The organism is Aquamicrobium zhengzhouense (assembly GCF_016124105.1).
Taxonomy (GTDB): domain Bacteria; phylum Pseudomonadota; class Alphaproteobacteria; order Rhizobiales; family Rhizobiaceae; genus Aerobium; species Aerobium zhengzhouense.
In genome coordinates, this window is the sequence record NZ_JADGMQ010000010.1 from 76,102 (window position 1) to 93,723 (window position 17,622).

Here is a 17,622-nt window from a genome sequence, read left to right on the forward strand (position 1 = left end):
CTTCTTTACTCCACATGCTCGATAAGAACCTCATTGCTCGCGCGACCACGGGACGAGCGCGGGTGCAGCCATGTCGACAGCAGCCCGCAGCAAGAGGGTTAAGATCGCCACGATTGCCATCGCGGCGAAGACGATGTCGGTTTGCATCCTGGCGTTGGCCTGAACCATTACAAAGCCCAGTCCTGCAGAGGCCCCGACCCATTCGCCGATGACGGCACCAAGGGGCGCGAGGGGCGCAGCAACTCGCAAACCTGAGACGAGCGAGGGCATTGCCAGCGGAATTCGCACATAGACGAATGCCTGCCACATCGATGCCTCGGTAAGCGCGGTGGCATCGAGTAGCTCCTGAGGAATTCGTCGAAGCCCGTCTGCAAAGGACGACGCGACGGGAAAGAAAATGATGAGCGCCGTCATCACCACCTTCGAGACCAAACCGAAGCCGAACCACAACACCAGCAAAGGTGCGAGAACAAAGACCGGAAACGCCTGCAGGACGAGAACGATGGGCCAGACCAGACGTCCCAGGCGAGGAAGTGCGACCACGGTAAGGGCGGTTACAATGCCCGCTCCCGCCCCAGCCAGAAAGCCGATCGCGATCTCGCTGAGGGTGACGAGCGTATTGGATAGCAACCACTCGCCCTGCCGGTGAGCGGCGGCAAGCACATCCAGGGGCCCGGGCAAAATGTAGCGGGGCGGCGTCAGCAACCACACAAGGGCTTGCCAGCCGAGCAAAAGCGGCAACAGCGCGCGCGCCAACCGTCCAATACTGCGCATTTTAATCGCTCAGCGATTTGCGCGGTTTCTCTGGCGTATCTTGTAGTGAGTGAACTGCATTGGCGATCTCCCGACTTTCATCACGGAGATCCGGTTTTGCGCGAGGTAATGGGAATTGCGGCCTTGAGCCATTTTTCCGTTCCTACGCCGGCATGATCCGGATCAGGTTCAAGGGTCCAGCTCACTGCCATCTCAGCGCCGTGCGGCGCTCCCCTCGGAATACGCAACAGCTAGTTGGGGTGCCGGGCAAAGTCAAGCAGCCTTCCCCCGCGGGACAGAACCAGCTACTCACGACCCCAGATTTGGCTGCCGCCTCGGTTTCTTCCGCTACGAAAGGATAGAGATTGTACGAACCCTCTTCTTCGCGCCTGATCTCGTTCGAACGGTTCGTGTGGCGCGTTGGCAAGCACGTAGGCTGCGTCGTCGCGATCATGGCACTGTCCGTGCTCGCCGGTTCCGCGGGGTTTGCCTTGATTGAAGGCTACAGCTTTGATGAGGCGATCCTGAGCGCCGCTCACATTCTTGCGGGTCTGGGCCTGATCCAGTTCCCCGAGACCTACGCCGGGCGCCTGTTTGCCGCGATGTTCGGACTATACGCCAACCTGTTTTTCCTTGCCGCGTTCAGCGTGATCTTCGCGCCGATCGTGCATCGTATCCTGCATAAGCTGCATCTGGATACGGACTGAGGAAGAGCACCCGCAGCAAGGGGTGCGGGTGCTCTGATGGGCCTGTCTTAGCCGAGACGCTCTGCGTGCCAGCGCAGATGGTCGTCCATGAAGGTCGAGATGAAATAGTAAGAGTGGTCGTACCCTTCCTGCATGCGCAGCGTCAGCTTGATGTCTGTTCCCTTAACGGCTTCCTCAAACAGCCATGGACGTAGCCCCTCATCAAGGAAGCTGTCTGCCTGCCCCTGATCGATCAGAAACTCGGGGAAACTTTTTCCATCCTTAACGAGAGCGCAGGCATCATAAGCGCGCCAGTTCGTCTCATCAGCGCCGAGATATCGCTCAAACGCGCCCTTTGACCAACCGGCCGTCGACGGCTCAACAATCGGTGCAAACGCCGAGCACGACTTGAACGTGTCAGGGTGCTTCAGCGCGATCGTCATAGCACCATGTCCACCCATCGAGTGACCGAAAATGCCCTGCCGGCTCATATCTGCCGGAAATTCCTTTTCGATGAGCGCCGGCAGTTCCTTGGTGATGTAGGAGTACATCCGGTAGTTCTTGGCGTAGGGCTCCTGCGTCGCGTCGACGTAAAAGCCGGCGCCCTTGCCGAACTGCCAGTTGTCCGCCTCGTCGGCGACGTCGTCGCCACGAGGGCTCGTGTCGGGGCAAACGATGATCAGCCCCAGCTCTGCCGCCATACGGCGATATTCGCCCTTCTCCATGACGTTTGCATGGGTGCAGGTCAGACCAGACAGGTACCAAAGCACCGGAACCTTGCCGTTCTTGGCCTGTGGCGGGACAAACACTGCAAAGGTCATGTCACAGGCGCAGACTTCAGACGTGTGGGTGTAAACGCCCTGGGTGCCGCCGAAGGATTTTGCTGTGGAAACGGTTTTCATGACTACCTCAATTGCTCAGGGTAACTGCTGCGTTGACCGCCGCAGCCACCAGGACGGTGTTGAAGAAAAAGGAGACGACGCTGTGCACGAGCACGCTGGGCCGTATCTTTGACGACGAGACTTCGATGTCTGACGTCTGCGCGCACATTCCGATTACGAACGGATAGTAGACGGAATCGGCGCCTCCCGGTGTCGCATGACCTGGGAACTTCAGACCCCGCGTCGAGTGCCCATCGCGCCGATGTCACGATATAGGTTGCGAAGAAGGCGTTTGAGGCAAGGATCAGAACGTTGAGAGGCGGGACGGCCGCAGCACTTACGCTAGCGGTAACAGCCGCGAGTGTCGCGGCATAGAAGGGTCCGTGCCTGCCTCTCGTCATCATTCCTTGCTGGATCTCATAGCCCTTCTGACGATCTGATCGAGAGCGGACAGGAATGCTGAACGATCCCGCGCCGAGAAGCCGGGATTGTATCCCTTGATCTCACCGGTTTCACGCAGATGCTGCTTCAGATCCCGCATCGCAACCGCCATTCCTATCGTGTTCGGCGTAAATGCGCGGCCTGATGGGCCAAGCACATGCACGCCCTTTTCGATAAGCCTCGCTGCCAACGGAATATCGGCAGTCACGGCTACATCGTTCTCAGCTGCATGATCTACGATCCAGTCGTCTGCGGCATCTGCTCCAGCTGGTACCACCACATGGCGCACCATCGGATCGCGAGAGGGCCGCAAACCACCGTTCGACACGAAGGTGACAACCAACTGATGACGGGCGGCGACTTTCGCCGCCTCGTCTTTCACCGGACATGCATCCGCATCGATGTAAATAGCGGTCATTTATCCGATCAGTAGATCACCACCGAACGGATCGACTTGCCCGAGTTCATCAGGTCAAAGCCCTTGTTGATGTCTTCCAGCGGCATGGTGTGGGTGATCATCGGATCGATCTGAATCTTGCCCTCCATGTACCAGTCAACAATCTTCGGAACGTCGGTACGGCCGCGTGCTCCGCCAAATGCTGTGCCCTTCCAGGTACGACCCGTGACCAGCTGGAACGGACGCGTGGAGATTTCCTGACCAGCACCCGCGACACCGATGACGATCGACTCACCCCAACCACGGTGGGCGCATTCCAACGCCTGGCGCATGACCTTCACGTTGCCCGTGCAATCGAAGGTGTAGTCAGCGCCGCCAATCTGATCCGCGCCGCGCTTCGTCATGTTGACGATGTGCTGGACGACGTCTCCATCAATCTCGGTCGGGTTGACGAAATGGGTCATGCCGAAGCGCTCGCCCCATTCCTTCTTGTCGTTATTGATGTCGACGCCGATGATCATGTCGGCGCCAGCGAGCCTGAGGCCCTGAATAACGTTAAGACCAATGCCGCCAAGACCAAACACGGCCGCAGTTGCGCCAATCTCGACCTTTGCCGTGTTGAAGACGGCACCGATGCCGGTCGTCACGCCGCAGCCGATGTAGCAGATCTTGTCAAACGGGGCGTCCGGATTGACCTTGGCCAGGGCGATCTCAGGCAGAACCGTGTGGTTCGCGAAGGTCGAGCAGCCCATATAGTGGAAGATCTTGTCCTTGCCGATCGAGAAGCGGCTGGTGCCATCGGGCATCAAGCCCTGCCCCTGGGTGGCGCGGATCGCGGTGCAAAGGTTGGTCTTCTGCGACAGGCACGACGGGCACTGGCGGCACTCTGGAGTATAGAGCGGGATGACGTGGTCACCCTTCTTCAGCGAAGTCACACCCGGACCAACGTCGACGACAACGCCTGCGCCCTCATGGCCAAGAATCGCCGGGAAGATACCTTCCGGGTCAGCGCCCGACAGAGTGAATTCGTCTGTATGGCAAATGCCGGTCGCCTTGATCTCGACCAGGACCTCGCCCTCGCGCGGACCTTCAAGATCGACTTCCATGATCTCCAGCGGCTTGCCAGCAGCAACGGCAACGGCGGCACGTGTCTTCATAATCAACTCCTCGTCCGAAGGGACCGAATCCTGAAATTGGGTTGTCTAAGCCTACCCGCATCGAAGGCAGGTCTGCCATAGCCCAAAAGTCTACCGACTGTCCAAAGTGGCGACCGGCAGGTGTTAATTTCAGATGGAAATGCGATTGCCGTATGAGGCCGCGATCGCGTGAATGACCCGCTCGAAGTGCAGGGCATCGGCAAATGAGGGATAGGCATCTGCTTTATCCGCTATCGCCCGCAAGAAACTGGCGGCTTCGATCGTTTTCAAATCATTGAAGCCCAGTTGATGGCCTGGAGCCGGGACGAAATGTCCGTAGGGATCATGAGACGGCCCGGTCAGGATCGTGCGAAAACCCTGCGTGTTGCCGCCGGAGTTCTGGTACAGACGTAGTTCGTTCATCCGCTCCTGGTCAAAGCAGATCATGCCTTGCGTGCCATGCACCTCCACGGCCATGTAGTTTTTCCGCCCCCAGGCAGAGCGCGACGTCGAAAAGACCCCTTGAACTCCGTTGTCAAATTCAAGGATTGCGGAGGCGATATCTTCGTTCTCGACCGGCCTGTGCATCCCGTCCTCAGCTGAAGGTCGAGTTGCATGAACGGTGCGGACATCGCCGATCACACTGCGAACTTTGCCCATAAGCTCGACCGCCATGCTGATCATATGGCAGCCGAGATCACCCAGCGCCCCCAGTCCAGCTTCCGCTTTCGTTGCCCGCCATGTCCAGGGCAGGTCCGGGTCTGCCTGATAATCTTCGTCGACAAATCCGCGGAAGTGGATCGGGCGGCCGATTGCACCCTCCTCGATCAGCTTCCTGACATGCTGGAATGCGGGATTTCGGATGTAATTATAGCCGACTATCGTCTTCCCAGCAGAACCCCGGGCTGCGGCAGCCATTGCCTCGGCGTCCTCCAACGTGAGTGCCATCGGCTTTTCACAATGGACGTGCTTGCCTGCTTCAAGAGCCGCGATGGCGATCTGGGCATGCAGCTTGTTTGGTGTCGTGATACAGACAATGTCGACAGCGGGATCAGAGACGACATTTTGCCAATCATCCGTCACGCGGGCAAAGCCAAACTGGTCGGCCATCGCCTCTGCCTTGTCCCGCGGCATCTCGCACAAAAGCTCGAGCCGCGGCGTCGGAACATCGCCGAACACCGCCCTCACTGCGCCATAGGCCAGCGCATGGCATTTTCCCATGAAGCCGGTGCCAATGAGACCAATCCCGACGCTCGCCACCGTCAGCCTCCGATTTCCTCGAGCCGCACCGCCCTTCCCTCGTTCACAGACTTGAGCGCAGCTTCCGCCAGCAGGAGAGCCGCAAGGCCATCTGCCCCGGATGGTGACGGCTTCTTCCCTGCCTTAACCGAGGCAATGAAAGATGCGATTTCGGCTGCGTAAGCTTCGGTGTACCGGGTCATGAAAAAGTCGTGCAGCGGCGGCCGCTCGTAACCGGCGCTCGTCGCCACTTCGATGGAAACGGGACGTTGATTTTCTGCGGCCACCGAGCCCAACGAGCCATGCACCTCGACACGTTGGTCATAGCCATATGCAGCGCGGCGTGAATTCGAGATGGTGCAGTGCTTTCCGGAAGCGGTCGCCAGCGTGACAGAAGCACTGTCGAAATCTCCGAGTTCGCCAATTTGCGGATCAACCAGGACGGAGGCGGTGGCAAAGACAGTGTCCGGCTCTTCGCCGAGGAGAAACCGTGCCATGTCGAAGTCGTGAATGGTCATATCGCGGAAAATGCCGCCAGATGACGTGATGTAATTGGCAGGCGGCGGCCCTGGGTCGCGCGAGACGATCTGAATCATTTCAACATTACCGATGCGCCCGTCGTCGATCGCGCGGCGCACAGCGCGAAAGTGCGGGTCAAAGCGGCGATTGAACCCGATCATCAAGGTTGCGTCGGTCTCCTCCACCGTCTGGAGGCACTGGCGCACGCGCTCAATCGTCAAATCCACGGGCTTCTCGCAGAAGATCGACTTCCCGGCCCGTGCAAATTTCTCGATGAGATCAGCGTGCGTATCCGTGGGTGTGCAGATTACCACCGCATCAATATCGCCAGCCGTCTCGATCTCCTCCACCGTTCTGGCCTCGCCGCCGAACCTGCTGATGATCGCGTCGGCAGCTTCCTTGAATGGATCCGCAACCGCCACAAGAGTCGCGTCTGGATTGGCCGCAATGGCTTTCGCATGAACGCGCCCGATACGGCCTGCGCCCAGAAGTGCAAATCTGATGCTCACGATTTCCTCCCTGTTCCTGTCCAACACTGTGCATCATCGGGGCAATCGATCCCGGCACGCTTGCGCTAACAGAATGAATATTCCAAAATCAGGGAAAGTAGATCATGTCAAGGTACCAGCATGCCGACAGACGGAATCCCAGCTCCAAGAAACCTCGCCGAATTTGAAGAGCGATTGCGTCGGGTCGGCGGAACCTTGCCGAAGCGGCTCAAGCAGTGCGCCGAATATGTGGCGGCGAATCCGGACAAGATCGCCTTCGCCACAGTTGCAGATATAGCTGCGAGAGCACAGGTACCGGCCTCAGCATTGATGCGCTTTTGCCAGGAGATGGGCTTTTCCGGCTATTCCCAGATGCAAAAGCTCTACCGCGAAGAATATTCGCAAAAGTGGCCCGACTACACGACGCGACTTGCGAGCCTGCGAAATGGCGGCGGCGAGACGCCTTCCGGCCTCCTGGCGGAGTTCTCAGAGGCTGGCCGATCCTCCATTGAAAACCTTGCGCGTTCAGTCGATCCGGAGCTTTTGCGCAAGGCGGTGACTGTCCTTGCGGGGGCTCGAACGATCCATATTGTCGGACTGCGACGGACCTTTCCCGTTGCAAGCTATCTTGCTTACGCATTCGAGAAGATGAGCATCCCGGCCATCTTGCACAGCGGTGTCGGGAATTTGACGCAACATCACATGCTTGGCGAAGGCGATGCGCTAATCGCCATCACCTTTGCCCCTTACACGGCTGACACTGTCGCCCTTGCGGAAGCTGCCGCGCAACGCGGTGTGGAAATCGTGGCCATTACGGATCTCCCCACAAGCCCTCTGGCGGCTCTTGATGCGTTGCATTTGCTTGTATCGGAAATTGACGTCGGAAATTTCCGCGTCCTTGCAGCGACCATGACGCTGGCAATGACCCTGTCAGTCGCAGTGGGGGCGCGGCGCCGGCTTCTTTAATATAGAACAACACTATTGCAAATCCCCCAAAATGGAATATACGTTCTGCTTACGGTAGTCACGAGAGGACATCGGCAACGATGCGTGGCGGCACCCGTGATCTTCAGAGGGAGGAGCAAATGAAAAAGTCCATTCTTACGCTGGCAGCTTCGCTTGCCATCTTTGCCGGCGCTGCGTCGCCTGCTTCGGCCGAGGGTGAGCGCTTCGTCCTTGTCAGCCACGCGCCTGACAGCGACAGCTGGTGGAACACGATCAAGAACGCCATCAACGTTGCCGGAGAGCAGATGGGCGTGACGGTCGAGTACCGCAATCCGCCGACCGGCGACCTTGCAGATATGGCCCGCATCATCGAACAGGCCGCCGCATCGAGCCCCGACGGCATTATCTCTACGATTGCCGATTTCGACGTTCTGTCCGGCCCGCTAGGCAACGCTGTGGCCATGGGCATCCCGGTCATCACGATCAATTCTGGCACCGAGGAACAGTCCAAGGAAATCGGCGCGCTGATGCATGTCGGGCAGCCTGAGAAGGCCGCGGGTTTTGGTGCAGGCGAGAAAGCAAAGGCTGCCGGTGTCACCAAGTTTTTATGCGTCAATCACTACATCACCAATCCCGCCTCTGTAGAGCGCTGCCAGGGTTATGCTGAAGCACTCGGCGTTGAACTGGGCAACCAGATGATCGACGCAGGCCAGGACCCGGCGGAGATCAAGTCGAAGGTGATGGCCTATCTGCAGACCAACCCGGATACTAACGGCATCCTCACGCTTGGACCGACATCCGCTGAGCCTACGATCGCCGCCCTCAACGAAAACGGGCAGGCGGGTACCATCCATTTCGGCACCTTTGACATCTCCTCTGAAATTGCTGCTGCCATTAAAAGCGACGTTGTTGCCTTCGCGATCGACCAGCAGCCATTCCTTCAGGGCTATCTACCCGTCGTGATCCTGACCAATCTCGCGCGTTACGGCGTGGTGCCCGGCAACTCGATTAACTCCGGCCCGGGCTTCGTGACCAAAGACAATATCGAGCTCGTCGAAAAACACGCCGGCCAATACCGGTAACGGCTCGCAAGGGAGAGGCTCTCGAGCCGCCTCTCCCCCCAATCGTACCCAGTACTCGGCAGAAATGCGCACTTCGCGAGTGACCAGGCACGCCTATTTTCCGGAGATCACTGATGTCAGAGAGCACTCCACGATCCCAGACTGTCGCCCCAACAGGCCCGGCAAATCTTGTGAAAGATGAGCGCGTCAAGGAAATGTCCGCGTGGCGCAAATCGCTGGTTCGCCCCGAACTGGGGGCTATTTGCGGCACCATCCTCGTCTTCTCATTTTTTCTGATCATCGCCCGGGGAACCGGCATGTTCGCGCCGCAGGGCATTCTCAACTGGGGCGTGGTTTCAGCACAGTTTGCGATTATCGCGGTCGGAGCCTGCCTGCTGATGATCGCCGGCGAGTTCGATTTGTCGGTAGGCTCGATGATTGGCTTCTCTGGTGTCGTCATCGCGTTGATGTCCGTCACCTGGGGCTATCCCGTGTGGTTTGCGATCATCGTTGCGTTCGCAATCGCAGTCGCGATCGGCGCGCTCAATGGCTATCTGGTCATCAAGACCGGGCTGCCTTCCTTCATCGTCACCCTCGCCTTCCTCTATGTGCTTCGCGGTCTGACGATCTACGGATCCATTGCCACAACCCGCCAGACCATCATCGGTGGCGTTAGCGAGGTTGCAGCAGGAGATCCTATCGCGTGGCTGTTCGGCGGGAAAATCCTCGGCTTCCTCTTCGTTTGGCTGGCCGATATCGGTCTCATCGGCAAGTTCGTGGCAGGTCCGCGCGCCGGGCAGCCGGTCATCGAGGGCGTGCCGATGCTCATAGTCTGGGCCTTGGTGTTGATCGCTTTCGCGCACATTCTTCTCACACGGACACGCTTCGGCAACTGGATCTTTGCATCTGGCGGAGACGCGCAGGCCGCCCGCTACGTCGGTGTCCCGGTGAACCGCGTAAAGATCCTGATGTTCATGTTCTCGGCATTCTGCGCGACCGTCTTTGCAACTTGTCAGGTGATGGAGTTCGGCTCTGCCGCAGCCGATCGCGGGCTCCTCAAGGAGTTTGAAGCCATCATATCCGTTGTCATCGGTGGCGCCCTGCTCACCGGTGGCTACGGCTCGGTCATTGGAGCAGCCCTCGGCGCCCTCATCTTCGGAGTTGTCCAGCAAGGCCTGTTCTTTGCCGGTGTGGAGAGTTCACTCTTCCGCGTGTTCCTCGGCGTTATCCTTCTGATGGCCGTCATTTTGAACACCTACATCCGACGCATGATCACGGGAGAGCGTTGAAATGACCAAGCCTCTGATCGAGCTCATCGACATCCAGAAGCATTTCGGCCCGGTCATCGCCCTCGCTGGCGTTTCGGTCTCGGTTCTTCCTGGCGAGTGCCACTGCCTTCTTGGAGACAATGGCGCGGGTAAATCGACTTTCATCAAGACGATGTCAGGCGTCCACAAACCCACCAAGGGCAAAATCCTGATCGACGGCGAGGAGGTCACCTTCTCAAGCCCCCGCGACGCGATGGAGGCAGGGGTCGCCACCGTGTACCAGGATCTGGCGATGATCCCTCTCATGTCGGTGACGCGGAACTTCTGGATGGGCCGGGAGCCGGTCCGCAAATTTGGCCCGCTTCAACTGTTTGATTTTGACAGGGCAAATGCCGTCACCCTGGAGGAAATGGCGAAAATGGGCATACGCCTGCGCTCGCCGGATCAGGCGGTCGGAACGCTCTCTGGCGGAGAGCGGCAGACGGTCGCTATAGCAAGAGCTGTCTATTTCGGCGCTAAGGTCCTGATCCTCGACGAGCCAACTTCGGCACTTGGCGTGCGACAGACCGCCAACGTTCTCGCCACCATCGACAAGGTGCGCAAGAACGGGATCGGTATCGTCTTCATCACCCACAATGTGCGCCACGCTATGGCAGTCGGTGACCGTTTTACCGTGCTCAATCGCGGCCGGACACTTGGAACGGCAAAGCGAGGCGAGATTCAACCGGAAGAATTGCAGGACATGATGGCTGGCGGCCAGGAGCTGGCAGCCCTTGAGGGGTCGCTGGGCGGAACAGTCTGATGAAGAAGCTTGATGTCATAACAATTGGCCGATCCTCCGTCGATCTGTACGGGGCACAGGTCGGCGGCCGATTGGAGGATATGCGATCCTTCAACAAATATGTTGGCGGCTCTCCGACAAACATGGCGGTTGGCACCGCGCGTCTTGGGCTGAAGTCCGCCCTGATCACGCGGGTCGGCGACGAACATATGGGCCGCTTCCTGCTCGAACAGCTGGCGGCCGAAGGGGTCGATACACGAGGCATCGTCACCGATCCTGAGCGCCTGACCGCTCTGGTGCTTCTTGGCATTCGAGATCAGAAGCAGTTTCCACTGATCTTCTATCGCGAAAATTGCGCCGACATGGCGCTGTGCGAAGACGATATCGACCCTGCTTTCATCGGCTTGGCACGATGCGTCGTCGCGACCGGCACCCATCTGTCTCACCCACGGACCGAAGCTGCCGTCATCAAGGCGCTCCGTCTTGGTCGCGACGCAGGAGCCCGGACCGCCCTCGATATCGACTACCGACCCAATCTTTGGGGCCTCTCCGGCCACGGTGATGGCGAGAACCGGTTCATTGAATCTGCCGCCGTTACGAAAAAACTGCAGTCCACCCTGCATCTCTTCGACTTGATCGTCGGCACGGAAGAAGAGTTCCATATTGCCGGAGGGACGACTGACACCATCGCTGCTTTGCGCGCAGTGCGGACCGTGTCGGACGCCGTTCTCGTCTGCAAGCGCGGGCCGATGGGGGCGTCTGCCTTTACCGGCGAGATCCCGGACACGCTCGATGAAGGACTGTCCGGACAGGGCTTCCCCATCGAGGTCTTCAATGTGCTGGGTGCTGGTGATGGCTTCATGTCCGGCCTCCTCAAAGGGTGGCTGGACGGCGAGGATTGGTCGACCGCGTTGAAATACGCGAACGCGTGCGGCGCCTTTGCAGTCTCGCGCCATGGCTGCGCGCCCGCCTACCCCAGCTGGAACGAACTGCAGTTCTTCTTGTCGCGAGGGATCAAGAACCCCGCGCTGCGCCTCGATGACGAACTCGAGCAGCGGCATTGGTCAACCACCCGCAAGGGCGCCTGGCCGATCATGCGGGTCTTCGCATTTGATCACCGTAAGCAGCTGGAGGATCTTGCCGAGGCTGCGGGAGCTTCCCGGGACAAGATCGCTGAGTTCAAGCAATTGTGTCTCGAAGCAGTTCTTCAGGTTGCCGGCGGCAACGAAGGCTACGGCCTCCTTTGTGACGGGAGGCTGGGAACAGAGGCGCTGTTTCGAGCCGCTGGACAAGGTCTATGGATCGGCCGGCCGGTAGAAGAACCGGGCTCACGGCCACTGCGTCTCGAGATCGGGCCCGATTTCGGCTCTGACCTCGCCGAATGGCCTTCAGAACACGTCGTCAAGGTTCTGTGCTTCTACCACCCGGACGATGACGATGCCATGAAGCGCCAGCAGGAAGAGACCGTGCTGCGCGTCGCTGACGCAGCCCGCCGGAACAATCTTGAATTCCTTTTGGAAGTGATCCCGTCCAAGGTGGGTCCGGTCGATGACAAGATTACCGCGTCGATCATCCAGCGCTTCTACGACCTTGGTGTTTATCCGGATTGGTGGAAATTGGAGCCGATGACTTCCCAGGCGGCTTGGGCGAATGCGTGCGCCGCCATCGAGCGAAATGATCCGCTCACGCGGGGGATCGTGGTCCTGGGGCTCGAAGCGGAGGTGGATGCACTCGATGCTTCTTTCCGCCAGGCAGCACGCTTTCCTTTGGTAAAAGGCTTTGCCGTGGGAAGATCGATATTTCAGGCCGCAGCGAAAAAGTGGCTTGCTGGCAACATCGATGATGCCGCGGCAGTCGCAGAGATGGCTGGCGTTTACGCCGATCTTTGCGCACGTTGGGACCAAGCGCTTGCCGCAGCTGACAGGGAGGCAGCATGACGACAATCAGACTGACGGCGGCACAGGCGATGGTCCGCTATCTGGCCGCACAGAAGAACGGCGACGGAGATATGCTGATCCCGGGATGCTGGGCCATCTTCGGCCATGGCAACGTCGCCGGGATTGGTGAAGCGCTGCAGCAGGCCGGCGATACTTTCCCGACCTGGCGCGGACACAACGAACAGAGCATGGCTCACGCAGCAATTGCCTTTGCCAAAGCCAAGAACCGCGCCCAAGCAATGGCCGTCACCACATCCATTGGTCCCGGAGCGCTGAACCTTGTGACAGCGGCCGCATTGGCCCACGTCAATCGCCTGCCAGTCCTGTTCATTCCGGGCGATGTGTTTGCCAACCGCGCTCCCGACCCCGTGCTGCAACAGGTCGAGGATTTTGATGACGGCATCGTCTCGGCCAATGATTGCTTCAAGCCGGTCAGCCGCTATTTCGACCGCATTTCCCGGCCTGAGCATCTCCTGAGCGCACTTCCCCGCGCGATGCTGACCTTGACAGACCCCGCACGCTGCGGGCCCGTCACCCTCTCCTTCTGCCAGGATGTTCAGGCAGAGGCCTTTGGCTGGCCTCAGGATTTTTTCGCGGAGAAGATCTGGCATCAGCGCAGGCCCCGGGCAGATAGGGAAGAGCTTGAACAGGCATCGAAGCTTATCCGAGAGGCAAAGCGCCCGCTCATCATTGCAGGTGGCGGTGTTCTCTACTCCGGTGCAACTGACGCGCTGAAAGCTTTTGCTGAGAAGTATAAGCTTCCTGTTTCAGAGACGCAGGCCGGAAAATCTGCTCTACCTTGGGATCATCCCCTGAATTTCGGATCTGTTGGCGTCACCGGTTCATCCGCGGCCAACGCAATTGCAACTGAAGCCGACCTGGTGATTGGCATCGGCACCCGCTTCCAGGATTTTACGACCGGGTCATGGGCGCTGTTTGCGAACCCGGAACGAAAGGTCGTCGCGATCAATATCGAGCCGTTCGATGCGCAAAAGCATGGGGCGTTCGGTGTCGTCGGTGACGCCAGAGCGGTGCTCGAAGAGCTTGATGCACTGCTCGATGGCTATGCTGCTGCGCAGGTGAATCCCTCATTGCGTGAGGACTGGCTCGCTGTCGTTGACGAAGCCACGGCCAATCCCGGAGACAATACCCTTCCTTCTGACGCCCATGTGATCGGGGCGGTGCAACGCAGCGTCGATGAAAATGCGATCGTACTCTGCGCCGCTGGTGGCTTGCCGGGCGAATTGCACAAGCTTTGGAAGGCCTCGCGCCCTAACGGCTATCACCTCGAATATGGTTTCTCGACCATGGGGTACGAGATAGCCGGTGGCATCGGCGCGAAGATGGCTCATCCAGACCGGGAGGTCATCGTCATGGTGGGCGACGGCTCCTACATGATGATGAACTCGGAACTGGCGACATCGGTCATGCTCGGCCACAAGCTGATCGTCGTTCTGCTCGACAATCGTGGTTTTGGCTGCATCAACCGGCTCCAGATTGCGACAGGCGGCGAAAGCTTCAACAACCTCCTTGATACTGCACGTCACGTTGCTCCAAGCCAGATCGACTTCGTCGCCCACGCTGGGTCGATGGGCGCGATCTCCGAAAAGGTCGGTTCAATATCAGAGCTTGAAGCGGCGTTGCAGCGCGCGAGGAATTCGGAGCGCAGCCATGTGATCGTCATCGACACCGACCCGATGAAGACCACAGAAGCAGGCGGACATTGGTGGGACGTCGCCGTTCCCGAGGTCTCCGCGCGGCCCGAGGTCAAAGCTGCCCGCGAGAATTATGAGGCGGCGCTCGTTCGCCGTCAGGCAATTTGAAGGACTGAGAGCCAGACATGATCCTCTACGGCACCAATCCCATCGCCTGGTCAAATGACGACGACCAGACCCTTGGCCAGCACATCTCGTTAGGGACCTGTCTTCAACAAGCCAGCGAGATCGGCTTCGACGGCATCGAAAAGGGCCATAAATTTCCGACCGAGCCAGAGGCATTGAAGGCGGTTTTGGACCCCTACGGGCTGCGCTTCGTCTCGGGCTGGCATTCGCTGAACCTGCTCACGCGCACGGCAGAAGACGAAAAGCTCGCTATTCAGCCGCATCTGGACCTTCTAAAGGCCATGGGTTCAAGCGTCTGCATCGTCTGCGAATGTTCGAACGCGATCCATGGCAACGACGCCACCGCCCTCAACCATCGACCCAGGCTTTCCGAAGATCAGTGGCCGGCATTCGCGGCTGCCCTTGAGGAGCTTGCTCGCTATTGCGAAGACCAGGGCATCAAGCTCGTTTATCATCACCATATGGGCACGATCATCGAGGCTGAAGCCGAAATCGACCGTCTGATGGAGTTGACGGGGCCTTCCACCCGTCTGCTACTGGACACCGGCCATGCCTATTTTGGGGGTGGAGATCCGGAGGCACTGGCAAAGCGTCATATGGGCCGCGTTGCACATATTCACGCCAAGAACGTTCGCGCCGACATCATGGAGCAGGTGCGCAAACAAGGGCTCAGCTTCCTCGAAGGCGTGCGTCGGGGCGTGTTCACCGTTCCAGGCGATCCGGAAGGCGCGGTCGATTTCGAGCCGGTTCTGAAAGTCGCTGCCGACCACAATTATTCAGGCTGGCTGGTGATCGAAGCAGAGCAAGATCCGGAGGTTCGCGATCCCGTTACCTACCAGTCAATGGGACTGCGCGCTCTTCGGCAAATGGCCAAGACCACGGGGCTGGACCCTGCCTGACAGGAACATCTGGATGCGCATTCTCGACACTGAACACCCATTCTTCCAACCCTTATGGGTGCGCGTCGCAATCGTGATCCTCGCCTTTACCTGGGCAGCATTCGAATTCGCGATGGGTGAAGATCTCTGGGCGCTTATTTTCGGAGCCATCGGCTCTTTTTGCACTTGGGCCTTGCTCATCAATTACAGGAACTCACACGAAAAGGGCGGACGGGATGGCTGAGCTTCTTGTCAAACCACGCGGATCGAGCGGCAAGATTCATGACATCACGCCCGAAAGCGCGGGGTGGGGCTATGTTGGCTTCGGGCTTTACCGCCTGAAACCGGGAGAAAAAGCAGCCGAAATAACCGGCGATCGTGAAGTCATCCTCGTGCTGGTTGAGGGCAAGGCCAAGTTGTCTGCGGCGGGCCAGGATTTTGGTCTCATGGGTGAACGCATGAGCGTTTTCGAACGCCTCAAGCCGCATTGCCTATACGTCCCGAGCGGCGCGAAATGGCAAGCATTTGCCGAAACCGAATGTACACTCGCCGTCTGCTCCGCGCCGGGCAAAGGTGGCCGGCCTGCATCGATCATCGCCGACATCGGCTTTGAAGAGCGCGGCAAGGGCGCAAACACACGGTTCATCCATCCTATCGCCATGGAAGACAAGGATGTCGCCGACAGCCTTCTTGTCACCGAGGTATTCACGCCTGCCGGAAACTGGTCCTCTTACCCGCCGCACCGGCATGATGAGGATGATTATCCCAATATGACGTATCTCGAAGAGACCTACTATCATCGCCTGAACCCCTCACAGGGGTTCGGCGTTCAGCGTGTCTTCACCGAAGACGGCTCGCTGGATGAGACGATGGCGGTTTCAGATGGCGATGTGGTCCTTGTCCCCAAGGGGCACCATCCATGCGGGGCACCGTACGGCTACGAAATGTACTATCTGAACGTGATGGCCGGCCCGCTGCGCAAATGGCGGTTCAAGAACCATCCTGACCATGACTGGATCGTTCACGCGCCATAACGACCGGGGTTTCAGACTGCGTAGCGTTTCGCAGGTCTGCAGGGATCGGATAGATCATCCGCGCGCCTCTGTCATAGGTGAGGTAGCGCCATAGCCAGCTGAGGGACACTGACATCCTGTTCTGGAAGCCGACCAGCAGGTAGACGTGCACCAGCGCCCATAGCATCCAGGCAACCCAGCCGCTGAAATGTACGCGTTCGCCCTCGAATACGGCTGCGTGCCGGCCGACGATCGCGGTATTGCCCCGGCTGTTATATTTGAAGTCCGGGACCCGCGTCCCGTTTTTGATCGACGCTGGCAGATGTTTGCCAAGGTGAGCCCCCTGCTGCTTCGCCACCTGTGCCAGACCTGGCAGCGGCTTACCCTCTTCGTCTACAAGGTGGGCGAGATCGCCTATGACGTAGAGATCATTGTAGCCGCCCACGGAGAGATCGGGACGGACAATGACCCGCCCATGACGATCAAGCGGGACACCCAGAGCTTTTCCCAAGGGCGATGAACCGACCCCCGCCGCCCAAAGCGACAAACCGGTTGGCAAGACCTCATCATTGAGAACGACATGGTCGTCGCTGATATGTTTGACCGAGGCGTTTGTGCGAACCTCAACTCCGAGGCGAAGCAGACGTAGCCGCGCATATTCAGAGAGCGATTCCCTGAAACCGCCAAGCAAGCGAGGCCCGCCCTCGGCCAGTATGATGCGCGCTTCCTGAGGTGAAATATTTCGGAAATCGCGCACAAGCGTGTGCCGCGATAGCTCCGCAATTGATCCGGCAAGTTCAACGCCAGTGGGGCCACCGCCAATGATGACAAATGTCATCAATCGACGCCGTTCCTGCGGATCTTCCTCCTGTTCAGCTCGCTCGAAGGCGAGCAAAAGACGCGACCGTATAAGCCGTGCATCCTCAATGGTTTTCAGGCCGGGCGCGAACTGCGCCCAACTGTCATTGCCGAAGTAGAACGGTACACTTCCCGCCGCGATCACGAGGTGGGAATAGGAGATAGACCTTCCGTCGGTAAGCTCGACGCGCCTTGCATCCTTGTCCACGCCGATCACTTCGCCATAAACGACCCGAAGAGACGGATAGCGGCGCAAGACCTTGCGAATTGGCTCTGCGATGTCGGGAGCTGACAGCGCTGCTGTCGCGACCTGATAAAGGAGGGGCTGAAACAGATGATGGTTGTTTCGATCGATCAGGATGACCGGCACGCCGGCTTCGCCAAGATATTTGGCGGTCTCCAGACCGCCAAAACCGGCTCCAACAATCACGACTGCTTCAGCATCTTCGCGAACTGGATGAGCTACACCCTCATTCATGAACCCGCACCTTCCGCATCTG

At 58.8% G+C, this 17,622-nt stretch carries 17 protein-coding genes, 1 pseudogene and 1 riboswitch; of the genes and pseudogenes, 10 read left to right on the forward strand and 8 right to left on the reverse strand.

All coding sequences use genetic code 11. The features are described from left to right. Window positions 1–30: 30 nt before the first annotated feature. Complete coding sequence (locus IOD40_RS13895) at window positions 31–774, reverse strand: ABC transporter permease (protein WP_198477227.1); 744 nt, start codon at window positions 772–774, stop codon at window positions 31–33. 122 nt (window positions 775–896) lie between these two features. Continuing rightward, a riboswitch (TPP riboswitch) is annotated at window positions 897–999 on the reverse strand. A gap of 119 nt (window positions 1,000–1,118) precedes the next feature. On the opposite strand from IOD40_RS13895, the gene IOD40_RS13900 reads away from it, so the two are divergent. Then, window positions 1,119–1,460 (forward strand): hypothetical protein, encoded by a 342-nt coding sequence (locus tag IOD40_RS13900; RefSeq protein WP_198477228.1) that lies wholly within the window; start codon window positions 1,119–1,121, stop codon window positions 1,458–1,460. 47 nt (window positions 1,461–1,507) lie between these two features. On the opposite strand, the gene fghA is transcribed toward IOD40_RS13900, so the two are convergent. The 6 genes and pseudogenes from fghA to iolG form a co-directional block, all read right to left on the reverse strand. Then, complete coding sequence (fghA, locus tag IOD40_RS13905) at window positions 1,508–2,341, reverse strand: S-formylglutathione hydrolase (protein WP_198477230.1); 834 nt, start codon at window positions 2,339–2,341, stop codon at window positions 1,508–1,510. A 7-nt stretch (window positions 2,342–2,348) separates the two neighbouring features. Next, window positions 2,349–2,561, reverse strand: a pseudogene (locus IOD40_RS13910) (DUF1345 domain-containing protein); the annotation flags it as partial. A gap of 159 nt (window positions 2,562–2,720) precedes the next feature. Then, the gene (locus tag IOD40_RS13915) at window positions 2,721–3,179 is read right to left on the reverse strand and encodes a YaiI/YqxD family protein (RefSeq protein ID WP_198477232.1); all 459 of its coding nucleotides are present in this window, start codon (window positions 3,177–3,179) and stop codon (window positions 2,721–2,723) included. Between the two features lie 8 nt (window positions 3,180–3,187). Continuing rightward, complete coding sequence (locus IOD40_RS13920) at window positions 3,188–4,315, reverse strand: S-(hydroxymethyl)glutathione dehydrogenase/class III alcohol dehydrogenase (protein ID WP_198477233.1); 1,128 nt, start codon at window positions 4,313–4,315, stop codon at window positions 3,188–3,190. A 129-nt stretch (window positions 4,316–4,444) separates the two neighbouring features. After that, complete coding sequence (locus IOD40_RS13925) at window positions 4,445–5,554, reverse strand: Gfo/Idh/MocA family protein (RefSeq protein ID WP_198477234.1); 1,110 nt, start codon at window positions 5,552–5,554, stop codon at window positions 4,445–4,447. 2 nt (window positions 5,555–5,556) lie between these two features. Beyond that, window positions 5,557–6,561: an inositol 2-dehydrogenase gene (iolG, locus tag IOD40_RS13930; protein ID WP_198477235.1), complete on the reverse strand. Its 1,005-nt coding sequence runs from the start codon at window positions 6,559–6,561 to the stop codon at window positions 5,557–5,559. A gap of 120 nt (window positions 6,562–6,681) precedes the next feature. Between iolG and IOD40_RS13935 the strand changes: the two genes are divergently transcribed. The 9 genes from IOD40_RS13935 to iolB all read left to right on the forward strand — a co-directional run bounded on the left by IOD40_RS13935 (window position 6,682) and on the right by iolB (window position 16,285). Continuing rightward, window positions 6,682–7,506 carry a MurR/RpiR family transcriptional regulator gene (locus tag IOD40_RS13935; protein ID WP_198477236.1) on the forward strand — a complete coding sequence of 275 codons (825 nt, stop codon included), beginning with the start codon at window positions 6,682–6,684 and terminating at the stop codon, window positions 7,504–7,506. A 119-nt stretch (window positions 7,507–7,625) separates the two neighbouring features. Further along, complete coding sequence (locus tag IOD40_RS13940) at window positions 7,626–8,567, forward strand: sugar ABC transporter substrate-binding protein (RefSeq protein ID WP_198477237.1); 942 nt, start codon at window positions 7,626–7,628, stop codon at window positions 8,565–8,567. 113 nt (window positions 8,568–8,680) lie between these two features. Next, window positions 8,681–9,835 carry an ABC transporter permease gene (locus IOD40_RS13945; protein ID WP_198477238.1) on the forward strand — a complete coding sequence of 385 codons (1,155 nt, stop codon included), beginning with the start codon at window positions 8,681–8,683 and terminating at the stop codon, window positions 9,833–9,835. A 1-nt stretch (window position 9,836) separates the two neighbouring features. Further along, window positions 9,837–10,616, forward strand: a complete 780-nt coding sequence (locus IOD40_RS13950) for an ATP-binding cassette domain-containing protein (protein ID WP_198477239.1) — start codon at window positions 9,837–9,839, stop codon at window positions 10,614–10,616. Continuing rightward, window positions 10,613–12,532 carry a bifunctional 5-dehydro-2-deoxygluconokinase/5-dehydro-2-deoxyphosphogluconate aldolase gene (locus tag IOD40_RS13955; RefSeq protein WP_198477320.1) on the forward strand — a complete coding sequence of 640 codons (1,920 nt, stop codon included), beginning with the start codon at window positions 10,613–10,615 and terminating at the stop codon, window positions 12,530–12,532. Before IOD40_RS13950 ends, IOD40_RS13955 begins: the two co-directional genes overlap by 4 nt. Continuing rightward, window positions 12,529–14,355 (forward strand): 3D-(3,5/4)-trihydroxycyclohexane-1,2-dione acylhydrolase (decyclizing), encoded by a 1,827-nt coding sequence (gene iolD / locus IOD40_RS13960; RefSeq protein ID WP_198477241.1) that lies wholly within the window; start codon window positions 12,529–12,531, stop codon window positions 14,353–14,355. Before IOD40_RS13955 ends, iolD begins: the two co-directional genes overlap by 4 nt. Before the next feature lie 17 nt (window positions 14,356–14,372). Beyond that, the gene (iolE, locus tag IOD40_RS13965) at window positions 14,373–15,272 is read left to right on the forward strand and encodes a myo-inosose-2 dehydratase (protein ID WP_198477243.1); all 900 of its coding nucleotides are present in this window, start codon (window positions 14,373–14,375) and stop codon (window positions 15,270–15,272) included. Window positions 15,273–15,285: 13 nt separating this feature from the next. Then, window positions 15,286–15,495 (forward strand): DUF3329 domain-containing protein, encoded by a 210-nt coding sequence (locus IOD40_RS13970; protein ID WP_198477244.1) that lies wholly within the window; start codon window positions 15,286–15,288, stop codon window positions 15,493–15,495. Then, a complete protein-coding gene (iolB, locus tag IOD40_RS13975) occupies window positions 15,488–16,285 on the forward strand; it encodes a 5-deoxy-glucuronate isomerase (RefSeq protein WP_198477245.1) in 798 nt (265 codons plus the stop codon). Before IOD40_RS13970 ends, iolB begins: the two co-directional genes overlap by 8 nt. Here the strand turns inward: iolB and IOD40_RS13980 are convergent. Beyond that, entirely contained in the window at window positions 16,242–17,600 is a 1,359-nt protein-coding gene (locus tag IOD40_RS13980) for an NAD(P)/FAD-dependent oxidoreductase (RefSeq protein ID WP_198477246.1), read from the reverse strand. The two genes, iolB and IOD40_RS13980, sit on opposite strands and share 44 nt — an antisense overlap. Window positions 17,601–17,622: the final 22 nt, after the last annotated feature.